Here is a 14,880-nt window from a genome sequence, read left to right on the forward strand (position 1 = left end):
GATAACAAGCCATGACGACGCCCAAGACGCAAACCGGCGCACTTGCCCGCCAGCAGGCGATCTACAGCGCCGGCATGTCCGGCAGTCGGCCGACTGTACCGACCGACTACGCCGCCCTCGAGGCCGCCGCCGAAAAAGCCATGTCGGAAGAGGCCTATGCCTACATTGCGGGCGGCGCCGGACGTGAATCCACGATGAGTGCCAACCGGCGTGCCTTCGAGCGCTGGCGCATCGTGCCGCGCATGCTGCGCAATGTGGAAGAACGCGATACGTCGATCGAGCTGTTCGGCCGGCGCCTGGATACACCCTTCGTGCTGTGTCCGATCGGCGTGCTCGAAATGGCGCATGACGAGGCCGATATCGCGGTCGCGCGTGCGGCCGCCGCCCGCGGCACGCCCATGCTGTTCTCGAACCAGGCCAGCCGTTCGATGGAAGAGTGCGCAGCCGCCATGCAGCGCGTGCGCAACGATGCGCCGCGCTGGTTTCAGCTGTACTGGTCGAAATCCGATGCGTTGGTGGAATCGCTGGTGTCGCGCGCCGAAGCCTGTGGCTGCGAGGCGATCGTCGTAACGCTGGACACCACGCTACTGGGCTGGCGCTCGCGCGATCTGGATCTGGCGCATCTGCCATTTCTGCTTGGCCAGGGCATTGCGCAGTACACCTCGGACCCGGTCTTCAGGGCCAGTCTGTCCGAGGTGCCGGACGACGGTCCACGCCCAAAAATAAACACGCGCACACTGCGAAACGTCATAGCGGCCGCGCGTCACTATCCCGGATCGAGTCTGCGTGCACTGACCAGCGGCCAGGCGCTGGCGGCTGTACGCCAGTTCATTGCCACCTATTCACGCCCGAACATCACCTGGGCCGATCTGGCCTGGCTGCGCGAGCGCACGACACGACCGATCGTGCTTAAGGGTATTCTCGATGGCGACGATGCCAGGCTGGCGGTCGAACACGGCGTCGATGGATTGATTGTGTCCAACCACGGTGGCCGGCAGGTCGACGGCGCACGCGCCAGTCTGGACGCGCTGCCCGAGATCGTGGCGGCCGCGCCCGATCTGCCGGTGATTCTGGATTCGGGTATTCGTGGCGGCGCCGATGTGTTCAAGGCGCTGGCGCTGGGCGCAAGCGCGGTCGGCATCGGCCGGCCCTATGCCTATGGACTGGCGCTGGACGGCGAGGCCGGCGTGGGCGAAGTGCTCGACAATCTGGCCGCCGATTTCGAACTGACCATGGCGCTGGCTGGCTGCAGCGATATCGCCACGATTCGTGCCGGCGCGACCCGGCTCGTGCGCGACGAACACGCCGGCGGCTGAATCGACCCTCGATGTTCGAGTTCTTTCCCTGGCTGATTGCGCTGGCCGTCATGGCTTTGTTCTGGTGGCAATCGCTGGGCGCACGCTGGGCCGCCCGGCGCGCAGCGCTTGCCGCCTGCGAAAACGCCGAAGTCACGTTCATCGACGAACTGGCCTTTCAGCGTATCTGGCTCGGTCGCGGCACACTCAAACGCCGCTACCGCTTCGAGTTCTATCGGCGCGGCGACCGTCGCTATAGCGGCTATGTGGATATGCATGGCCAGCGCGTGGCCCATATCGAGATGGAGCCGTACCCGGTCTGATGCCTGCGCTTAGAGCGCCTGGCGCGGATCGGTCTCGCCCACCATTGGCTTGTCCTTGAACCGATCCTTGAGTTCCAGCAGCGGCGCATGGTCGGAAAAGTCGAACAGTTCGCGCATTTCGGCCCAGTCGATCAGGCAATACAGACAGATGCTTGGATAATGCCAGTCGTCGAAGGCGCCGGCGGCGGCCATGTCGGACAGCGCATCGATCGAGCGCTCGATGCGTTCGTGCTGCAAACCATAGAACATGATGTCGCTGTCGGTCGCGAGGCCGGATTTCTTCGATAGCGCGATAGTCACCATGGAATCGTTGACCGCATCGATGAGGGTGAGCTGGTTTTCCTGTTCCCAGGACAACGCGGCAAAGCCCATCTTCTGCGACAGATAGCGTGCGATAACGCGCGAGTCGTAGATCGAATGCGCGTCATCGATGAGCATCGGCACCTTGAGCGCGGGATTATTGCGACGCAGCTCGTCGCGGTCAGCGCCGTAGATATCCAGACTGGCGAACTCGTAGTCGCTGCCGCCAAGCAACAACCGAATACGGCGAACAAAGGGCGAAGTGGACGAACCGATGAGTTTCATGAGCGAAACCTCTTTTTCAGCCAGCGAATGTCGAGGCCCGAGTCTACAGCTTCGCCTCAAGCACGGGTGCCGCTAGACTAAGCGCTACGCTTTCAGCCGCCGCGCCCATGAATCAGAATGCCGATGCCGATATTACGCTGCGTTTTCTCGCCGAACCCTCCGATGTAAATTTCGGCGGAAACGTGCACGGCGGCAACGTCATGAAATGGATCGACCATGCCGGTTACACCTGTGCGGCGAACTGGAGCTCGGCCTATTGTGTGACCGCCTATGTCGGTGGCATCCGTTTTCTCAAGCCGATCAGCGTGGGCGACCTGGTCGAGCTCAAGGCCGAACTCATGCATACCGGGCGTACCAGCATGCATATCTCGGTCAGCGTGCATGCCCGCAACCCGCGCGATCGCGAACGGCGCTTCACCACACACTGCATCCTGGTGTTCGTGGCACTCGACGACAGCGGAAAGCCGCTGCGGATACGCGATTTCGAACCGGTCACCGAACATAGCAAGCGCTTGAATGCCTACGCCAAGCGCATGATCGAACTGCGCGAGCAACTACAGACCGAATCCCAGTCCTTTCTCAGCACCATGGAAGCCTGAGTATCTCGGCCCGCTGGCGCCCCATCCCATTCCGGTTCGGGACGTGCCGCTTAACTGCAGGCACCCCAACCAAGTGGAACCCTTGGCGCGGCTGCCTGTCTTGTCTTTCGAATTCACGAAGAGCGACCCATGAACCGACGTAATCTGTTGAAGGCATCGCTGGCATTGACCACCCTCGGGCTGCCCGCGTTCCCCGTGTTTGCACAAAACACCAAGACCGATCCGCGCGGCGAGCCGTTCGATTTCGATCGCCTGAAACAGCGCGCCAAGGAACTCGCCGGCCGGCCCTATCACGACAACGCCGAGCCGCTGCCGCCGACGTTGGCCAATCTCGAACCGCTGAAATACCAGAAAATTCAGTACGATCCGAAATACGCGATCTGGCGGGATGCGCCCGATACCAACATGAGCCTGCGCTTTTTCCATGTCGGCATGCAGTTCAATCTGCCCGTGCGCATGCATGTGATCGATCCGGATACGCAGCAGGCCCACGAGATTCATTTCGACCCGAAACGCTTCGACTACGACGATTCGGGCGTCGATAAGGCCCAGCTCAAAGGCCACGACTTCGGCTATGCCGGTTTCAAGCTCATGCGTGATCACGACGCCAACGCGTCCCACGAGGCCGGCGCATTTCTGGGCGCGAGCTATTTCCGCTTTCTCGACAAAAACAATCAGTACGGGATTTCCGCGCGCGGCCTGGCGATCGATACTGCCACCGAGCAAACCGAGGAATTCCCCGATTTCGTCGCTTTCTGGTTCGAGCAGCCGCACGACGACCAACAGGCTCTTGTCTATGCGCTGCTCGATTCCCCGGCGGTCACCGGCGCCTATCGCTTCAAGATCGACCTGGTCGAAGACGGCACGGTCATGGACGTGGATATGGAGTTGCACACCCGCCACCAGATCGGGCGGCTGGGCATCGCGCCCATGACGAGCATGTTCCTCAAGGGCACCAGTCAGGCCCAGGCCCGCGATACGATCCACCCGCAGGTGCACGATTCCGACCGGCTGGAGATTTGGCGCGGCAACGGCGAATGGGTCTGCCGGCCGCTTTTCAACCCCAAGACGCTGCAATACAACGCCTTTCCCGACGAGAATCCGCGCGGCTTCGGGCTTGTGCAGCATGACCACGATTTCGATAACTATCGCGACGACGTGGCCTGGTACAACCGCCGCCCCAGTCTGTGGGTCGAGCCAACAAGCGATTGGGGCAAAGGCCAGATCGCGCTTTTCGAACTGCCCACCGTCGGTGAAACGGTCGACAACATCGGTGCGTTCTGGATTCCGGAAGAGCCGGTCCAAGGCGATCAGCAGCTCAATTTCAGTTACAAGCTGCACTGGCTGCCGCTACCGCCGGTCCAGCCGACGCTGGCCCAGGTCGAAAAGACCTGGTCGGGCATGGGCAACGTGCCGGAAGGCTGGATTCCGGGCGACCGGTCGCCGTCGGAGTACGCACGCCGTTTCGCGGTCGACTTCGTCGGCGATCCGCTCGACGATCTGCCCGAAGGCACGCAGGTTGAAGTCCAGGTCGAAGTATCGCGTGGCAAACTCGGCATGGTGCAGGCACGCCGCTTCGAGCCGATCAAGGGCTATCGTGCGATCTTCGATTGGGTGCCGGAAACCCATTCCGACGAAGCCGTTTCGATTCGGCTGTATTTGCGCGCAGGCGACCGCCCGCTGACCGAAACTTGGCTTTATCAATGGGTGCCGCCTAAATCCGACGAACGTTACTACTAACAAGTGCTCGTGCCAGCGGATCGGGATGGCCTGACAAACGCTCGTTGCCTGGCGTCATGCTGAAAGCGCGTTCCAGGACGCGTTCCAGGGCGCGTCTGCCATGAAAGCGCTTTTGCTATCGCTGCTCTGGCGCGTGCCGCTGGCGCTCGTCGTGCTGCTGGCCAGCAGCTGGGGCGTGCTTGCCCTGTATTTCCGGGGCCCGGAGAGTCTGGCGCTCCGGTTGCTGTTCATCACGCTCTGGCTGCTACCGGCGCTGGCCGCCATGGTCGGGATCGCAATACCGCGCTCCGCACCGCTGACCGTCGCGGGTCCGGCCCTGTTCGGACTCGCGGTCGTCGTGCTTGCGGTGTGGTGGCATACGATCACTCCGAGTCACAACCGCGATTGGGCGCCCGATGTGGCCCGTCTTCTGCACGCCACGCGCGATGGCGATATCGTCACCCTCGAAAACGTACGCAACTTCGAGTGGCGCACCCGCGAGGATTTCGACGCGCGCTGGGAAACGCGTCAATACGATCTGTCCACGCTGGAAAGCGCCGATCTGGTCGTGTCCTACTGGATGGGCCCGGCCATTGCCCACACGCTGGTCAGTTTCGGCTTTGCCGATGGGCGGCATCTGGTGTTCTCGGTCGAGGTTCGACGTACTCGCGGGCAGAAGTTTTCCGCCTTGGGCAGCTTCTTTCGGCAGTCCGAACTGGTGCTGGTGGCCGCCGACGAACGCGATATCGTACGCACGCGCAGCAACGCCCGTGGCGAATCGGTCTATCTCTACTCGGTCGCGCTATCGAAGGCGGATATGCGTTCGCTGTTCGAAGCCTATCTTCAGGAATCCGACCAACTCGAAAACGAGCCGCGCTTCTACAACACCCTGACCTCGAACTGCACGACCATCGTCTACGACATGGTCAAACGTATCGTGCCCGGGCTGCCTTGGGATTATCGGCTGCTGGCATCGGGCTATCTACCAGACTATATCTACGATCTGGGCGCGCTGAATACCGATTTCGCGCTGGCCGAACTCGAGCGCCGCGGCCATATCAATCAACGGGCGATTGCCTCGGATCACGACGGTCATTCCACGGCCGCGTTTTCGCAGGCCATTCGTGAAACCGTGCCGAGCGCGCGTATCGAACGGCATAACGCCGACGAACCGCCCCAACCCTAGGCGCGTAGAAACGCCTCGATTTCATCGATGCGTGCGTGCGCATCGCGATAGCCGATATCGATCAGCGCCTGGGTATATTCGGGGTCGAACAACAGGTAGCTGGTCAGATCCGCACTTTTCGGATCGGGCATACCGAGCGTTTCCAGCATGAAACGCACGGATCGCGGCATGCGTTTAACCAGCTGGCTGGCGATATCGGCGAAATCCTCGGAAGGGGATATCACCAGCGGTTCGATCACCCGCATCGGCTCGTGCACCTTCACGTCCACGGCCCGGGATTCATCACCGCCGTAGGCACGCACCAGCTCGTTCATGCGCATCAGATGGTCGATATCGGCATCGAGATGATCGAGGAAGATCGCATTCAGAAACACGCCGCAAATCTGAGATAGCGGCGGCCGAGGCGGTAATCGGGACGGATCGAGGCTGTCGACATGATGCGCCAGCTCGGTATCGGTCAGCTGCTGCTCGCTGGCGCTGCAACGGATACCGATCGCCAGCACGCGCTGTGCGCCCAGACGAATCGCCGGGCTCAGCGGATTGGTTAGACGCATTGCGCCGTCGCCGAACCAGGCCTGCGTACCACCGGTGTTGAGCGCAACGGGAGCAAACACCAACGGAATCGCGGCCGAGGCACAGACGTGATCCACGGTCATCGTGGCCCGGCAGGGCGATCCGCCGGCTCTTGTGCCAGAGCGGATGATGCGCCCGGCCTTCGATAAAGGTATAGGACTTGCCCGAGTGATAGCCGGTCGCGGTAATGGCCAGCGCATAGAGACGACGCTGGGCGATTGCGCGCCGAATACCCGCCAGCGGCAGCTCACGCTCGAGCAGGGCTTTCAAAGGCGTGGCATCGAGCAACGATTGCATGCGGCCGGCGCCCAGCCACGGTCGTAGCGCCGCATCGCGAAACAGTCGGCCTGCATTGGTGGCCAGCGCTCGCATATCGGTGCGATACACCTGAGCTGCAGTCAGACCCGACCAGAGAGCGGCTAAATGAGACGTGGCATCGTGCAGCCGTTCGCCGCGGGCCGCGATCGCGGCCCCGTTGATCGCGCCCGCCGACGCCCCGGCGATGATATCGAACGGCGCAGGCGCGCCGCGCAAAGCAGGCATTTCGCCGATACGCTTGAGCACACCGGCCTGATACGCGCCGCGTGCACCGCCCGCGGTCAACGCCAGCGCGGTGAGATTGGACGGCACGCCGGGATGGCGAATCACGCGCGCGTTCATGCCGGCCTCGGCAATAAATCGTCATACCCGCACATCGACAACCACACTCCTGCTGTTCACGCCGAACCAGCGCCACGGCATTGGGCCCTTTCGGTCATCAAGCAAGTTGGGTGCCAGTTATGCTGCAGCGCGACAAAACAAATGCCTGCGCGGCGCGCAACTTCGCTGGGGGGTGCCGCGCTAATCGGCCAGGCGTTTGTACATTACCAGCGCATCGACTTCGCCTTCGGTCGGGTGACGAAACGCGCCCGGCAAGCGGCCAGCGATCTCGAAGCCGTGGCGCTGCCAGAGCCGTATCGCACCGGTATTGGTGGCCACGACCAGGTTGTACTGCATGGCACGAAACCCCAGCGCGATCGCTTCACGCTGCGAATGCTCGCAAAGCGCGCTGGCCACGCCCCGTCCACGGGCGTCCCGATCAACGATATAACCGCAGTTGCAGACATGATTGCCGCCGCCGGGCTGGTTGAACTTGAGAAAATAGCTGCCGACTACGGCGCCGTCGGCCGCATTCACGGCGACGAACGTAGCCACCGGCTTGTCCAGCCAGAGCGCGCGTGCGTCCGCTTCTTCGATATCGACCGCGACGGCATAGGTTTCGCCAGCACGAAAGACCGGTTCGATGATCGACCATAGCGCAGGCCAGTCATCGGCCTTGGCGCGGCGTATCGCAATCATGGCGAGATCCCGTTGCCGGCGTGATCGATCACGACATCCGGCGCGCCCTGTTCGAAGCGCTCGCGCAAGTCGTCGGGAATGGGCGTCTTGGCCAGCGGCTCGCCGCTCATCAGCACGTACACGGCCTCGGCACGGCACAAGGGCGTGGCGTCGTCGGCGCGTACGATCGTGTATTCGATGGTGAACGACGTGCGTCCGAGCTTGACCACTTCGACCCGCGCTTCCAGCACGTCGTCGAAATGCGCCGGCCCCTGCCATTCCAGCGTGAGCTTGACCACCTGGTTGTCCAGACCGCGCGCGAGCAACGCGAGATAGTCGCGCCCGAGCGCGCGCATGAACTCGGTCATGGCAAGGTCGACATAATCCGCATAGCGGGCATTGAAGACCACGCGCTGTGCGTCGCATTCGTTGTAGCGCACGCGAAATCGGTAACGAAACGGCATCGAAGACATGGCAATCTGGGCTTTGACGTGGACATAAGCGCTTGAGCGCCGTGCGTACCGGTCGCAGACTCGATGCGACTGAAACCGGCGTGCGCACGTTAGCAGGCCACGCCGGTCGTCGCAGGTTACCCACGAGCGCTCGCTGCCATGAATGATATCGACCCGACATCACCGACACCGGCCCCGCCGTCCGACGCACCCGAGCGGCTTAGTTTCGAAGACGACGGCCGAACGCCCAACAGCCGATATCCGGTGCTGTGCTACCGGGGGCTGAAAACGGCACAGGAATCATCTGCCGAAGCGCTCGAAGCCCTGTTCGAGCGCAATGGCTGGCCGCCCCAATGGCGCGGCGGCGTATTCGACTATCACCACTATCACGCCCGCGCCCACGAAACCCTGGGCGTGGCCACTGGCACGGCAACGCTGATTCTGGGCGGCGAAGACGGGCGTGACATCGACATCCGCGCTGGCGATGTATTGATCCTGCCGGCAGGTACGGGCCATTGCCGCCGCAGCGCCAGCGATGATTTCCAGCTGGTGGCGGCGTATCCGCCCAGCCAGCAGAATTGGGATCTGTGCCGGCCCGGCGAAACGGATATCGCCACGGCGCGAGCCACTATCGAGGCCCTCGCCAACCCGGACAGCGATCCGGTCGGCGGCCCCGGCGGCGCGTTGACGGCCTACTGGCGCGACTAACGCACGCCTTACGCCCGTGATTCATCGAAGGAGCAGCACATGAGTTGGCAGACCGAGCTAACCACGCGACTGGGTATCAAGCATCCGATCATTCAGGCGCCCATGGCCGGCGGCACGACCACCCCGGCGCTGGTGGCTGCAGTCTCCAATGCCGGCGGCCTGGGTTCGATCGGCGCGGGCTATATGGCGCCCGACGATCTGGCGGGGGCCATTGCCGAGACCATGCGTATGACGAGCAAGCCCTTCGCGGTCAATCTGTTCATCCCGCAGCCGTTCCAGATCGACGAAGAGCGTATCGAACAGGCCAATGCGCGACTCGATGTATTCCGACAAGAACTGAATATCGAGCGCCCGGCGCCACCCAAGCACTATGCACAGCCGTTCGAGGACCAGTTTGAAACTGTGCTCGAAGCCGGGGTTGCCGTGTTCAGCTCAACGTTCGGCCAGCTGGATGCGGGCCGTATCAAGGCGTTGCAGGATCATGGTACCTGCGTAATCGGTACCGCCACGACGGTCGACGAAGCGCGTGCACTTGCCGAAGACGGCGTCGACATGATCGTGGCCCAGGGCAGTGATGCCGGCGGCCACCGTGGCACTTTCATGGGCAGCGCCGAACAGGCGATGATCGGCACGCTGTCGCTGGTGCCACAAATCGTCGATGCCGTGGATATACCCGTCATCGCTTCAGGCGGCATCATGGACGGACGCGGCATGGCCGCCTGCCGCATGTTGGGCGCGGCCGGTGTGCAAATGGGCAGCGCGTTTCTCACCTGTACCGAAAGCGGTGCCAAACCGGCCCATAAGACAGCCCTGGTCGAATCCCAGGGCCGAGCGACCACGGTCACCCGGGCATTTTCCGGCAAGGCAGCCCGCGGCCTCACGAACCGCTTCATTCAGCATATGGCGCCGATCGAGGCCACCCTGCCGGACTATCCGGTACAAAATGGCTGGACCAAGGATATACGGGCCGCGGCCGGCAAGGCCGATCGGGACGAATTCATGTCGCTCTGGGCCGGGCAAGCCGCGAGCCTGGCGCGCTCCATGGACGCCGCCGAACTGATCGACACGCTCGTGCGTGAATACGACGCCTGCGTCGAACAGTAACGAACCAGAGCCGATGTTTCATGAGAAACGCCGCTTTAACAACATTTTAAAAAGGGCCCGCCATGATCGACGCGCACGAACGCCCCTATCTCGAGCGCTGCTTAGCGCTCGCCGAACACGCGTTGGCGGCCGGTGACGAACCGTTTGGCTCGGTGCTGGTCGACGGCGAGGGCCGGGTACGCGCCGAAGACCGCAACCGTATTGCCGAAGGCGCTGGCGATGCGACACGTCATCCCGAATTCGCCCTCGCGCGTTGGTCGGCTGAGCATATGAGCGCGGCCGAACGCGCCGCGAGCACGGTCTATACGTCGGGCGAACATTGCCCGATGTGTGCCGCCGCCCATGCCTGGGTTGGGCTGGGGCGTATCGTCTATGCCAGCGGCTCCGAGCAGCTGGTTGCCTGGTTGGACGAACTGGGCGCGTCGCAGCCGCCGGTCACACCCCGCCCGATTCACGACATCGCACCCGACGTAATCGTGGAAGGGCCCGTGCCCGATCTCGCGGAACGCGTACGCGCGCTGCACGCACACCGACATAGCCGCTAGCGCGCGTTACCGGCCGAACAACCAGAACAGCACGGACAGCACCGCGCTGACCAGAATCATCGTGGCCAGTGGAAAATAAAACACGAAGCCGTCGCGGCGAACGACGATATCGCCCGGCAACTGGCCAAGCCCGAGCCGGCCAAGGACGGGCCAGAGCAGACCCGTGACGACCAGCACAACGCCGAGAATAATGAGCGTGCGCGCCATGCGTCAGGCGAATGCGTTCAGCTTTTTTCGTTGAACATCTGGATACGGCCGCCGTCGACGACCAGATCGTGACCGTTGACGAACCCGGCCTCGTCGCTGGCCAGAAACACGGCCGCATTGGCGATATCCACCGCATAGCCGGCACGCGGTAGCGGTGTGGCTTGCGCCAGGTTGCTGGTGAGCTTGTCGAGTTTGGCAGCGTTCTCTTCATCGGATAGCGTTTGCGCACGCGCCGACCCGCCCCAGAAGATGGGCGTGGCGATCGCGCCCGGCGAAATCGCGTTCACGCGAATGCCGTACTCGCCCAGTTCCACGCTGGCGATACGGGTGAAATGCGCCGCTGCAGCCTTGGCACCGGAATACAGATAGCCGCCCTGATTGAGCCGGTGCCCGGCAATGCTGGCATTGTTGATGATGCTGCCGCTGCCCTGATCCTTCATTACGCGCGCGGCGTGTTTGATGCCAAAGGCGACACTGCCGGCCAGCAGGCGCATGAAATGATCGAAACTGGCCTCGTCGATCGTCTCGGCCGTGCTGCGTTCGCCGGCGCCGGCGTTGTTGAACAGACAATCCAGCCGGCCGAAGCGCTCGACCGTGGCATCGACGAGCGCGGCCATTTCATCTTCGTTGCTGACGTCGGTACGCGTGAAGGCGGCGTTGTCGCCAAGCGCCTTGGCCAGCGCTTCGCCCTTGTCCACGCTGCGCGCGGCGAGCATGAGGCTCGCGCCTTCTTCGGCAAACCGGCGCGCCGTGGCTTCACCGATACCGCTGGTGGCGCCGGTGATGATGGCAATCTTGTTTTCGAGTCGTGCTGTCATGTCGGGGCCTCTCTCTCTTCAACGACGAAGCGCCCGCCCAGGCGCGGCCGGGCGGACGCATTTCGCTTTCGGTCGGACTTATTCCTGCTCGAGCTCGGCGAGCGCTTTCTCTCGACGTTCGCTCCACAGGTCGGCGAACTCGTCTTCACCCAGGTCCGAGTTTTCGGCCACCATGTCGCTCCAGGCGGCGCGCAGCGCGTTCAAACGCGCAAGGCGTGCCTCATTCCACTGTTGGGAGGCATCGTCCCAGACGCCGATTTCCTTGAGATAGCGAATCGCGCCCGGATGGAACGGCGCATCGATCGGCGGCACCGCGGCATCCTTGATCGCGTAGCGCGGCGCGGTCGCCGTCGCGTTCTTGTAGATGCCGTAGGTTTCATCGAGCGCCTTGGTCACGGCATAGGCGGTGTCGTCCTTCATGTCCGCACGCACGGTCAGCACCGGATAGCGATAGGCCATGAGTTGCGCCGGGCTCTGTTCCGATAGGCCAGCGCCCTGAGTTTCGGATACCGGTTTGAACAGCGGTGCGACATTGTTCAGACGCTCCCAGCCGGCTTCGTCATTGGCGTCGAGATCGAGCCACTTGATGCCGCGAGACTCGGCGAGCTCGTACATCTGGCCGGTCGCGGTCACCGTGCAGGTCACATCCGCCTTGTTCTCGGACAACGATGCCATGGTGGCGGCATAGGTCGGAAAGGTCACGACTTCGACATCGTCCCGGGTGAGGCCGGCGAAGGCGAGCATGGCATCGCACTTGAGGCTGCTCGAGGGATTGGCGGCCGGATAAGCCACGCGCCTGCCTTCCACGTCCGCAACGGAGTCGATACCCGCATCAGCCGCGACGGCCATGCCGAAGGAATTGACCTTGCCCATGAGCACACGCAGATTCTGCGGGCCGAAGCGCGGCGTGGCGAAATCGAATAATCCTTCGGTGGCAAAGAATGTCTCGTTGCCGAGAAAGCCGATGTCGGCACGGCCGTTGAAAATAGGCTGTAGACGGCCAATCGCCGAACCCGACGGCTGAATACGCACCCGCATGCCGTACTCGCGACCAAACGCATCCGCGATGGCCGAGGCTTCGGCGTAGCCGGACGCGCCCAGATCATAGGCCGTCCATACCATGGTGCGGGGCATGGCATCGGACTGCGCCAAAGCCGAGGTGCTCGAAATCGTCGTCAGGGCCAGGCCCACCATTAGGCAACGCGCCATTGATCGCAGCATCGGTTCTCCTCCGTTCGCTGTAGCTTGTTTTATTGGAATAGCGTTTCGCGAACCTTTACACGAACCTGGCGCGCATGCAATTGCCCTGCCGCAATCACGGCGCCGCTGGTACGTATGCAGTGGTTCGATGAACACTCACGAGCTACTGCTTCATCGCTGCGGCGTGAGTAAGCAACGCTCGATACGTTGCCAAACAGGCACCGTTTTTTTTCCACCCTGGCGCGGCGATAACACGCGCCCCTATTCTGCTTAAGCGCGGACGTCGGGCTCGCTCGGTGCAAGCAACACCCATGTCTGGGCATGAATGCCTGGAAACAGTTTGATGCGTTTAAGAATACGCAGACCGGCTTGTTCCACTTCGGACTCGAATGCGGCACGCGGAATCATCTTGACACGCACTTTCTTGCCTTTGAGCCACATCGCAGCACGCTTGGTCCAGTAGTGCAGCGAGCCATCGTCGTAATAAGTCATCACGATCTGGCGGCCTTCGCCGGCCAGCGTTTGCAACGCGCGCACCCGCAAGTCGGAATGATGCAGGTGCTGAAACAGCCGCACGCATAGCGCACGCGTTGCCGGCTGGGCCCGCACGGGCAGGGGTTGGAGCACGTCTGCACGCTCAGCGTGATCCACCGCGCCGAAACGCTCGTGACCGCTATAGATATCGACCATCGCCTGCGACTGATCCATGGCGCTGACTTTAAGGTTCATCTGCTTGAGCAACGGATAGAAACGCCCGTACCCGCAGGGCAGATCCACAATATGGCCGTTACAACGCTCATAGGGATGCGCCAGCAAACGTGCTGCCAGACGCTGTTCGCGCCAGGCGACGAGCCGTTGAAAAATTCCACGATAACGCCGCTGCGCATAGCGCCGGCCGGCATCAGGATTTTGAAAAGGGCGGGTGGATTCGGCTTGTCGCACGGTGTGTCTCGGTAAGATCCCCAACTCGAGACTACTCGATCGCACACGCACCCACATCAATACTTATTGCGCCATAAAAAGACAGCGATAACCACGCACAACCAATGCCACCGCAGAACCCACAACGCTTTGTTACGAAATATATTTTTATAAACTTTATGGAAAAATTAATAACAATGCCGAGGCCATTATTATGCATGCTTACTATATTTTTTAACATTTATTTAACGCATTCTGCGCAAGCTACACCCGATCTTGGTTTGAACCGCAAATTTCGCATTCGGCGCGCCAACGATTGTTCTTTTCGCCGGACGAATTCGGCCTATCCGATCCACGCGATGGTTACGTCGCACTCGGGCCCAGAATCAGGCCGATGCTAGTTGGTCGGGAATGTCGCTTCGAATCGATCATCAACCCTTATCACGGCGCACGCTCTCCAGCTGTCGACACAGCGTGGTCGCGCCGTCGAGCACACGCATCGTCGCGCGCTGGATGATGTCGGGGGCCACGAAGAAGAGATGGTCGTTCTCGACCGCCTGCAGACCGGGCCAGTCGCGCCAGTCGTCGAGCCAGTCCGGACGCTCGTCGCCCATCCCGCTGGCCACGATCGCCTGCGGATCGCGTTCCAGCACCGACTCGATCCCCACTTTCGGCGCCAGCGATACCGCATCGGCGAAGATATTGCGGCCACCGCACAGGCGAATGACCTGGCCGACGAACTGCTCGCCGGCCAGTGTCTGCAGCGGGTCGTCCCAGACCTGGTAGAACACGCTCACCGGCGAGCGCGTGCTGTAGCGCTCACGAAGCGAAGAGAGCCGACGTTCAAAGCGTGAGGCGGCCGCATCGGCTACCTCGCGGGTATCACCGAGCACGCCCAGATCGCGAATGGCGCGGGCGATATCCTCAAGTTGGCGCGGTCGATCAACATAGACCGGAATACCCAGCGCTTCGAAGCGCGCGAGCGTGGCCGGATCGCCGCCCTGGCCGGATGCCCAGGCCACCACCAGGTCGGGGTCTTTGGAAACGACCGCTTCAAGGCTGATATTGGTATAGCCGCCGACTTCCGGAATTGCACGCGCTGCCGGCGGATAATCGCTATACGACACCGCGCCAACAATGCGATCGCCGAGGCCTGCGCTGTAAAGATTTTCCACCAGATGCGGCGCCAAAGCGACGATACGGGTTGCCGGCGCATCGAGCCGTAGGGTCTCACCGCGAAAATCGGTTATTTCTACGCCGGCCGCCATGCTCGAGACCGGACACAGCAGGCCAACCAGCGCGATGAGCGCGATCGACATCGCTTTACC

At 62.2% G+C, this 14,880-nt stretch carries 17 protein-coding genes and 1 pseudogene; 8 read left to right on the top strand and 10 right to left on the bottom strand.

Annotation, left to right across the window (positions count from 1 at the left end; genetic code table 11):
• Positions 1-11: 11 nt before the first annotated feature.
• Positions 12-1,316: an alpha-hydroxy-acid oxidizing protein gene (locus SSPSH_RS10660; RefSeq protein WP_006914512.1), complete on the top strand. Its 1,305-nt coding sequence runs from the start codon at positions 12-14 to the stop codon at positions 1,314-1,316.
• Positions 1,317-1,327: 11 nt separating this feature from the next.
• On the top strand, positions 1,328-1,618 hold the full coding sequence (locus tag SSPSH_RS10665; RefSeq protein ID WP_006914511.1) for a DUF3301 domain-containing protein: 291 nt from the start codon (positions 1,328-1,330) through the stop codon (positions 1,616-1,618).
• A gap of 9 nt (positions 1,619-1,627) precedes the next feature.
• Here the strand turns inward: SSPSH_RS10665 and SSPSH_RS10670 are convergent, their stop codons facing one another.
• Positions 1,628-2,203, bottom strand: coding sequence for a glutathione S-transferase family protein (locus SSPSH_RS10670; RefSeq protein WP_006914510.1), 576 nt, complete (start codon positions 2,201-2,203; stop codon positions 1,628-1,630).
• Between the two features lie 107 nt (positions 2,204-2,310).
• Between SSPSH_RS10670 and SSPSH_RS10675 the strand changes: the two genes are divergently transcribed.
• The 3 genes from SSPSH_RS10675 to SSPSH_RS10685 all read left to right on the top strand — a co-directional run bounded on the left by SSPSH_RS10675 (position 2,311) and on the right by SSPSH_RS10685 (position 5,707).
• The gene (locus SSPSH_RS10675) at positions 2,311-2,802 is read left to right on the top strand and encodes an acyl-CoA thioesterase (RefSeq protein WP_006914509.1); all 492 of its coding nucleotides are present in this window, start codon (positions 2,311-2,313) and stop codon (positions 2,800-2,802) included.
• Positions 2,803-2,931: 129 nt separating this feature from the next.
• Positions 2,932-4,542, top strand: a complete 1,611-nt coding sequence (locus SSPSH_RS10680) for an OpgD/OpgG family glucan biosynthesis protein (RefSeq protein WP_021031687.1) — start codon at positions 2,932-2,934, stop codon at positions 4,540-4,542.
• Positions 4,543-4,642: 100 nt separating this feature from the next.
• On the top strand, positions 4,643-5,707 hold the full coding sequence (locus SSPSH_RS10685; protein ID WP_006914507.1) for an Lnb N-terminal periplasmic domain-containing protein: 1,065 nt from the start codon (positions 4,643-4,645) through the stop codon (positions 5,705-5,707).
• Here SSPSH_RS10685 and SSPSH_RS19510 read toward each other — a convergent pair.
• The 4 genes and pseudogenes from SSPSH_RS19510 to SSPSH_RS10700 form a co-directional block, all read right to left on the bottom strand.
• The gene (locus tag SSPSH_RS19510; RefSeq protein ID WP_021031688.1) at positions 5,704-6,363 is read right to left on the bottom strand and encodes a Phospholipase patatin family protein; all 660 of its coding nucleotides are present in this window, start codon (positions 6,361-6,363) and stop codon (positions 5,704-5,706) included. The two genes, SSPSH_RS10685 and SSPSH_RS19510, sit on opposite strands and share 4 nt — an antisense overlap.
• 175 nt (positions 6,364-6,538) lie before the next feature.
• Positions 6,539-6,940, bottom strand: a pseudogene (locus SSPSH_RS19910) (patatin-like phospholipase family protein); the annotation flags it as partial.
• A gap of 180 nt (positions 6,941-7,120) precedes the next feature.
• A complete protein-coding gene (locus tag SSPSH_RS10695; RefSeq protein WP_006914505.1) occupies positions 7,121-7,618 on the bottom strand; it encodes a GNAT family N-acetyltransferase in 498 nt (165 codons plus the stop codon).
• Positions 7,615-8,070, bottom strand: coding sequence for an acyl-CoA thioesterase (locus tag SSPSH_RS10700; RefSeq protein ID WP_006914504.1), 456 nt, complete (start codon positions 8,068-8,070; stop codon positions 7,615-7,617). Before SSPSH_RS10700 ends, SSPSH_RS10695 begins: the two co-directional genes overlap by 4 nt.
• A gap of 138 nt (positions 8,071-8,208) precedes the next feature.
• Between SSPSH_RS10700 and SSPSH_RS10705 the strand changes: the two genes are divergently transcribed.
• The 3 genes from SSPSH_RS10705 (at position 8,209) to SSPSH_RS10715 (ending at position 10,406) form a co-directional block, all read left to right on the top strand.
• Positions 8,209-8,757 (top strand): cupin domain-containing protein, encoded by a 549-nt coding sequence (locus SSPSH_RS10705; RefSeq protein ID WP_006914503.1) that lies wholly within the window; start codon positions 8,209-8,211, stop codon positions 8,755-8,757.
• 39 nt (positions 8,758-8,796) lie between these two features.
• Complete coding sequence (locus SSPSH_RS10710; RefSeq protein WP_006914502.1) at positions 8,797-9,861, top strand: NAD(P)H-dependent flavin oxidoreductase; 1,065 nt, start codon at positions 8,797-8,799, stop codon at positions 9,859-9,861.
• Positions 9,862-9,923: 62 nt separating this feature from the next.
• A complete protein-coding gene (locus SSPSH_RS10715; protein ID WP_006914501.1) occupies positions 9,924-10,406 on the top strand; it encodes a nucleoside deaminase in 483 nt (160 codons plus the stop codon).
• Between the two features lie 6 nt (positions 10,407-10,412).
• On the opposite strand, the gene SSPSH_RS10720 is transcribed toward SSPSH_RS10715, so the two are convergent.
• The 5 genes from SSPSH_RS10720 to SSPSH_RS10740 form a co-directional block, all read right to left on the bottom strand.
• Positions 10,413-10,613, bottom strand: a complete 201-nt coding sequence (locus tag SSPSH_RS10720) for a DUF2905 domain-containing protein (RefSeq protein ID WP_006914500.1) — start codon at positions 10,611-10,613, stop codon at positions 10,413-10,415.
• 17 nt (positions 10,614-10,630) lie between these two features.
• Complete coding sequence (locus SSPSH_RS10725) at positions 10,631-11,431, bottom strand: SDR family NAD(P)-dependent oxidoreductase (RefSeq protein WP_006914499.1); 801 nt, start codon at positions 11,429-11,431, stop codon at positions 10,631-10,633.
• Between the two features lie 78 nt (positions 11,432-11,509).
• Positions 11,510-12,652, bottom strand: coding sequence for a TAXI family TRAP transporter solute-binding subunit (locus tag SSPSH_RS10730; protein ID WP_021031690.1), 1,143 nt, complete (start codon positions 12,650-12,652; stop codon positions 11,510-11,512).
• Positions 12,653-12,901: 249 nt separating this feature from the next.
• Positions 12,902-13,573: a class I SAM-dependent methyltransferase gene (locus SSPSH_RS10735; RefSeq protein ID WP_040607970.1), complete on the bottom strand. Its 672-nt coding sequence runs from the start codon at positions 13,571-13,573 to the stop codon at positions 12,902-12,904.
• A gap of 410 nt (positions 13,574-13,983) precedes the next feature.
• Positions 13,984-14,871, bottom strand: a complete 888-nt coding sequence (locus tag SSPSH_RS10740) for a cobalamin-binding protein (protein WP_152522795.1) — start codon at positions 14,869-14,871, stop codon at positions 13,984-13,986.
• Positions 14,872-14,880 lie beyond the last annotated feature (9 nt).

The organism is Salinisphaera shabanensis E1L3A (assembly GCF_000215955.2).
Classification (GTDB): Bacteria; Pseudomonadota; Gammaproteobacteria; order Nevskiales; family Salinisphaeraceae; genus Salinisphaera; species Salinisphaera shabanensis.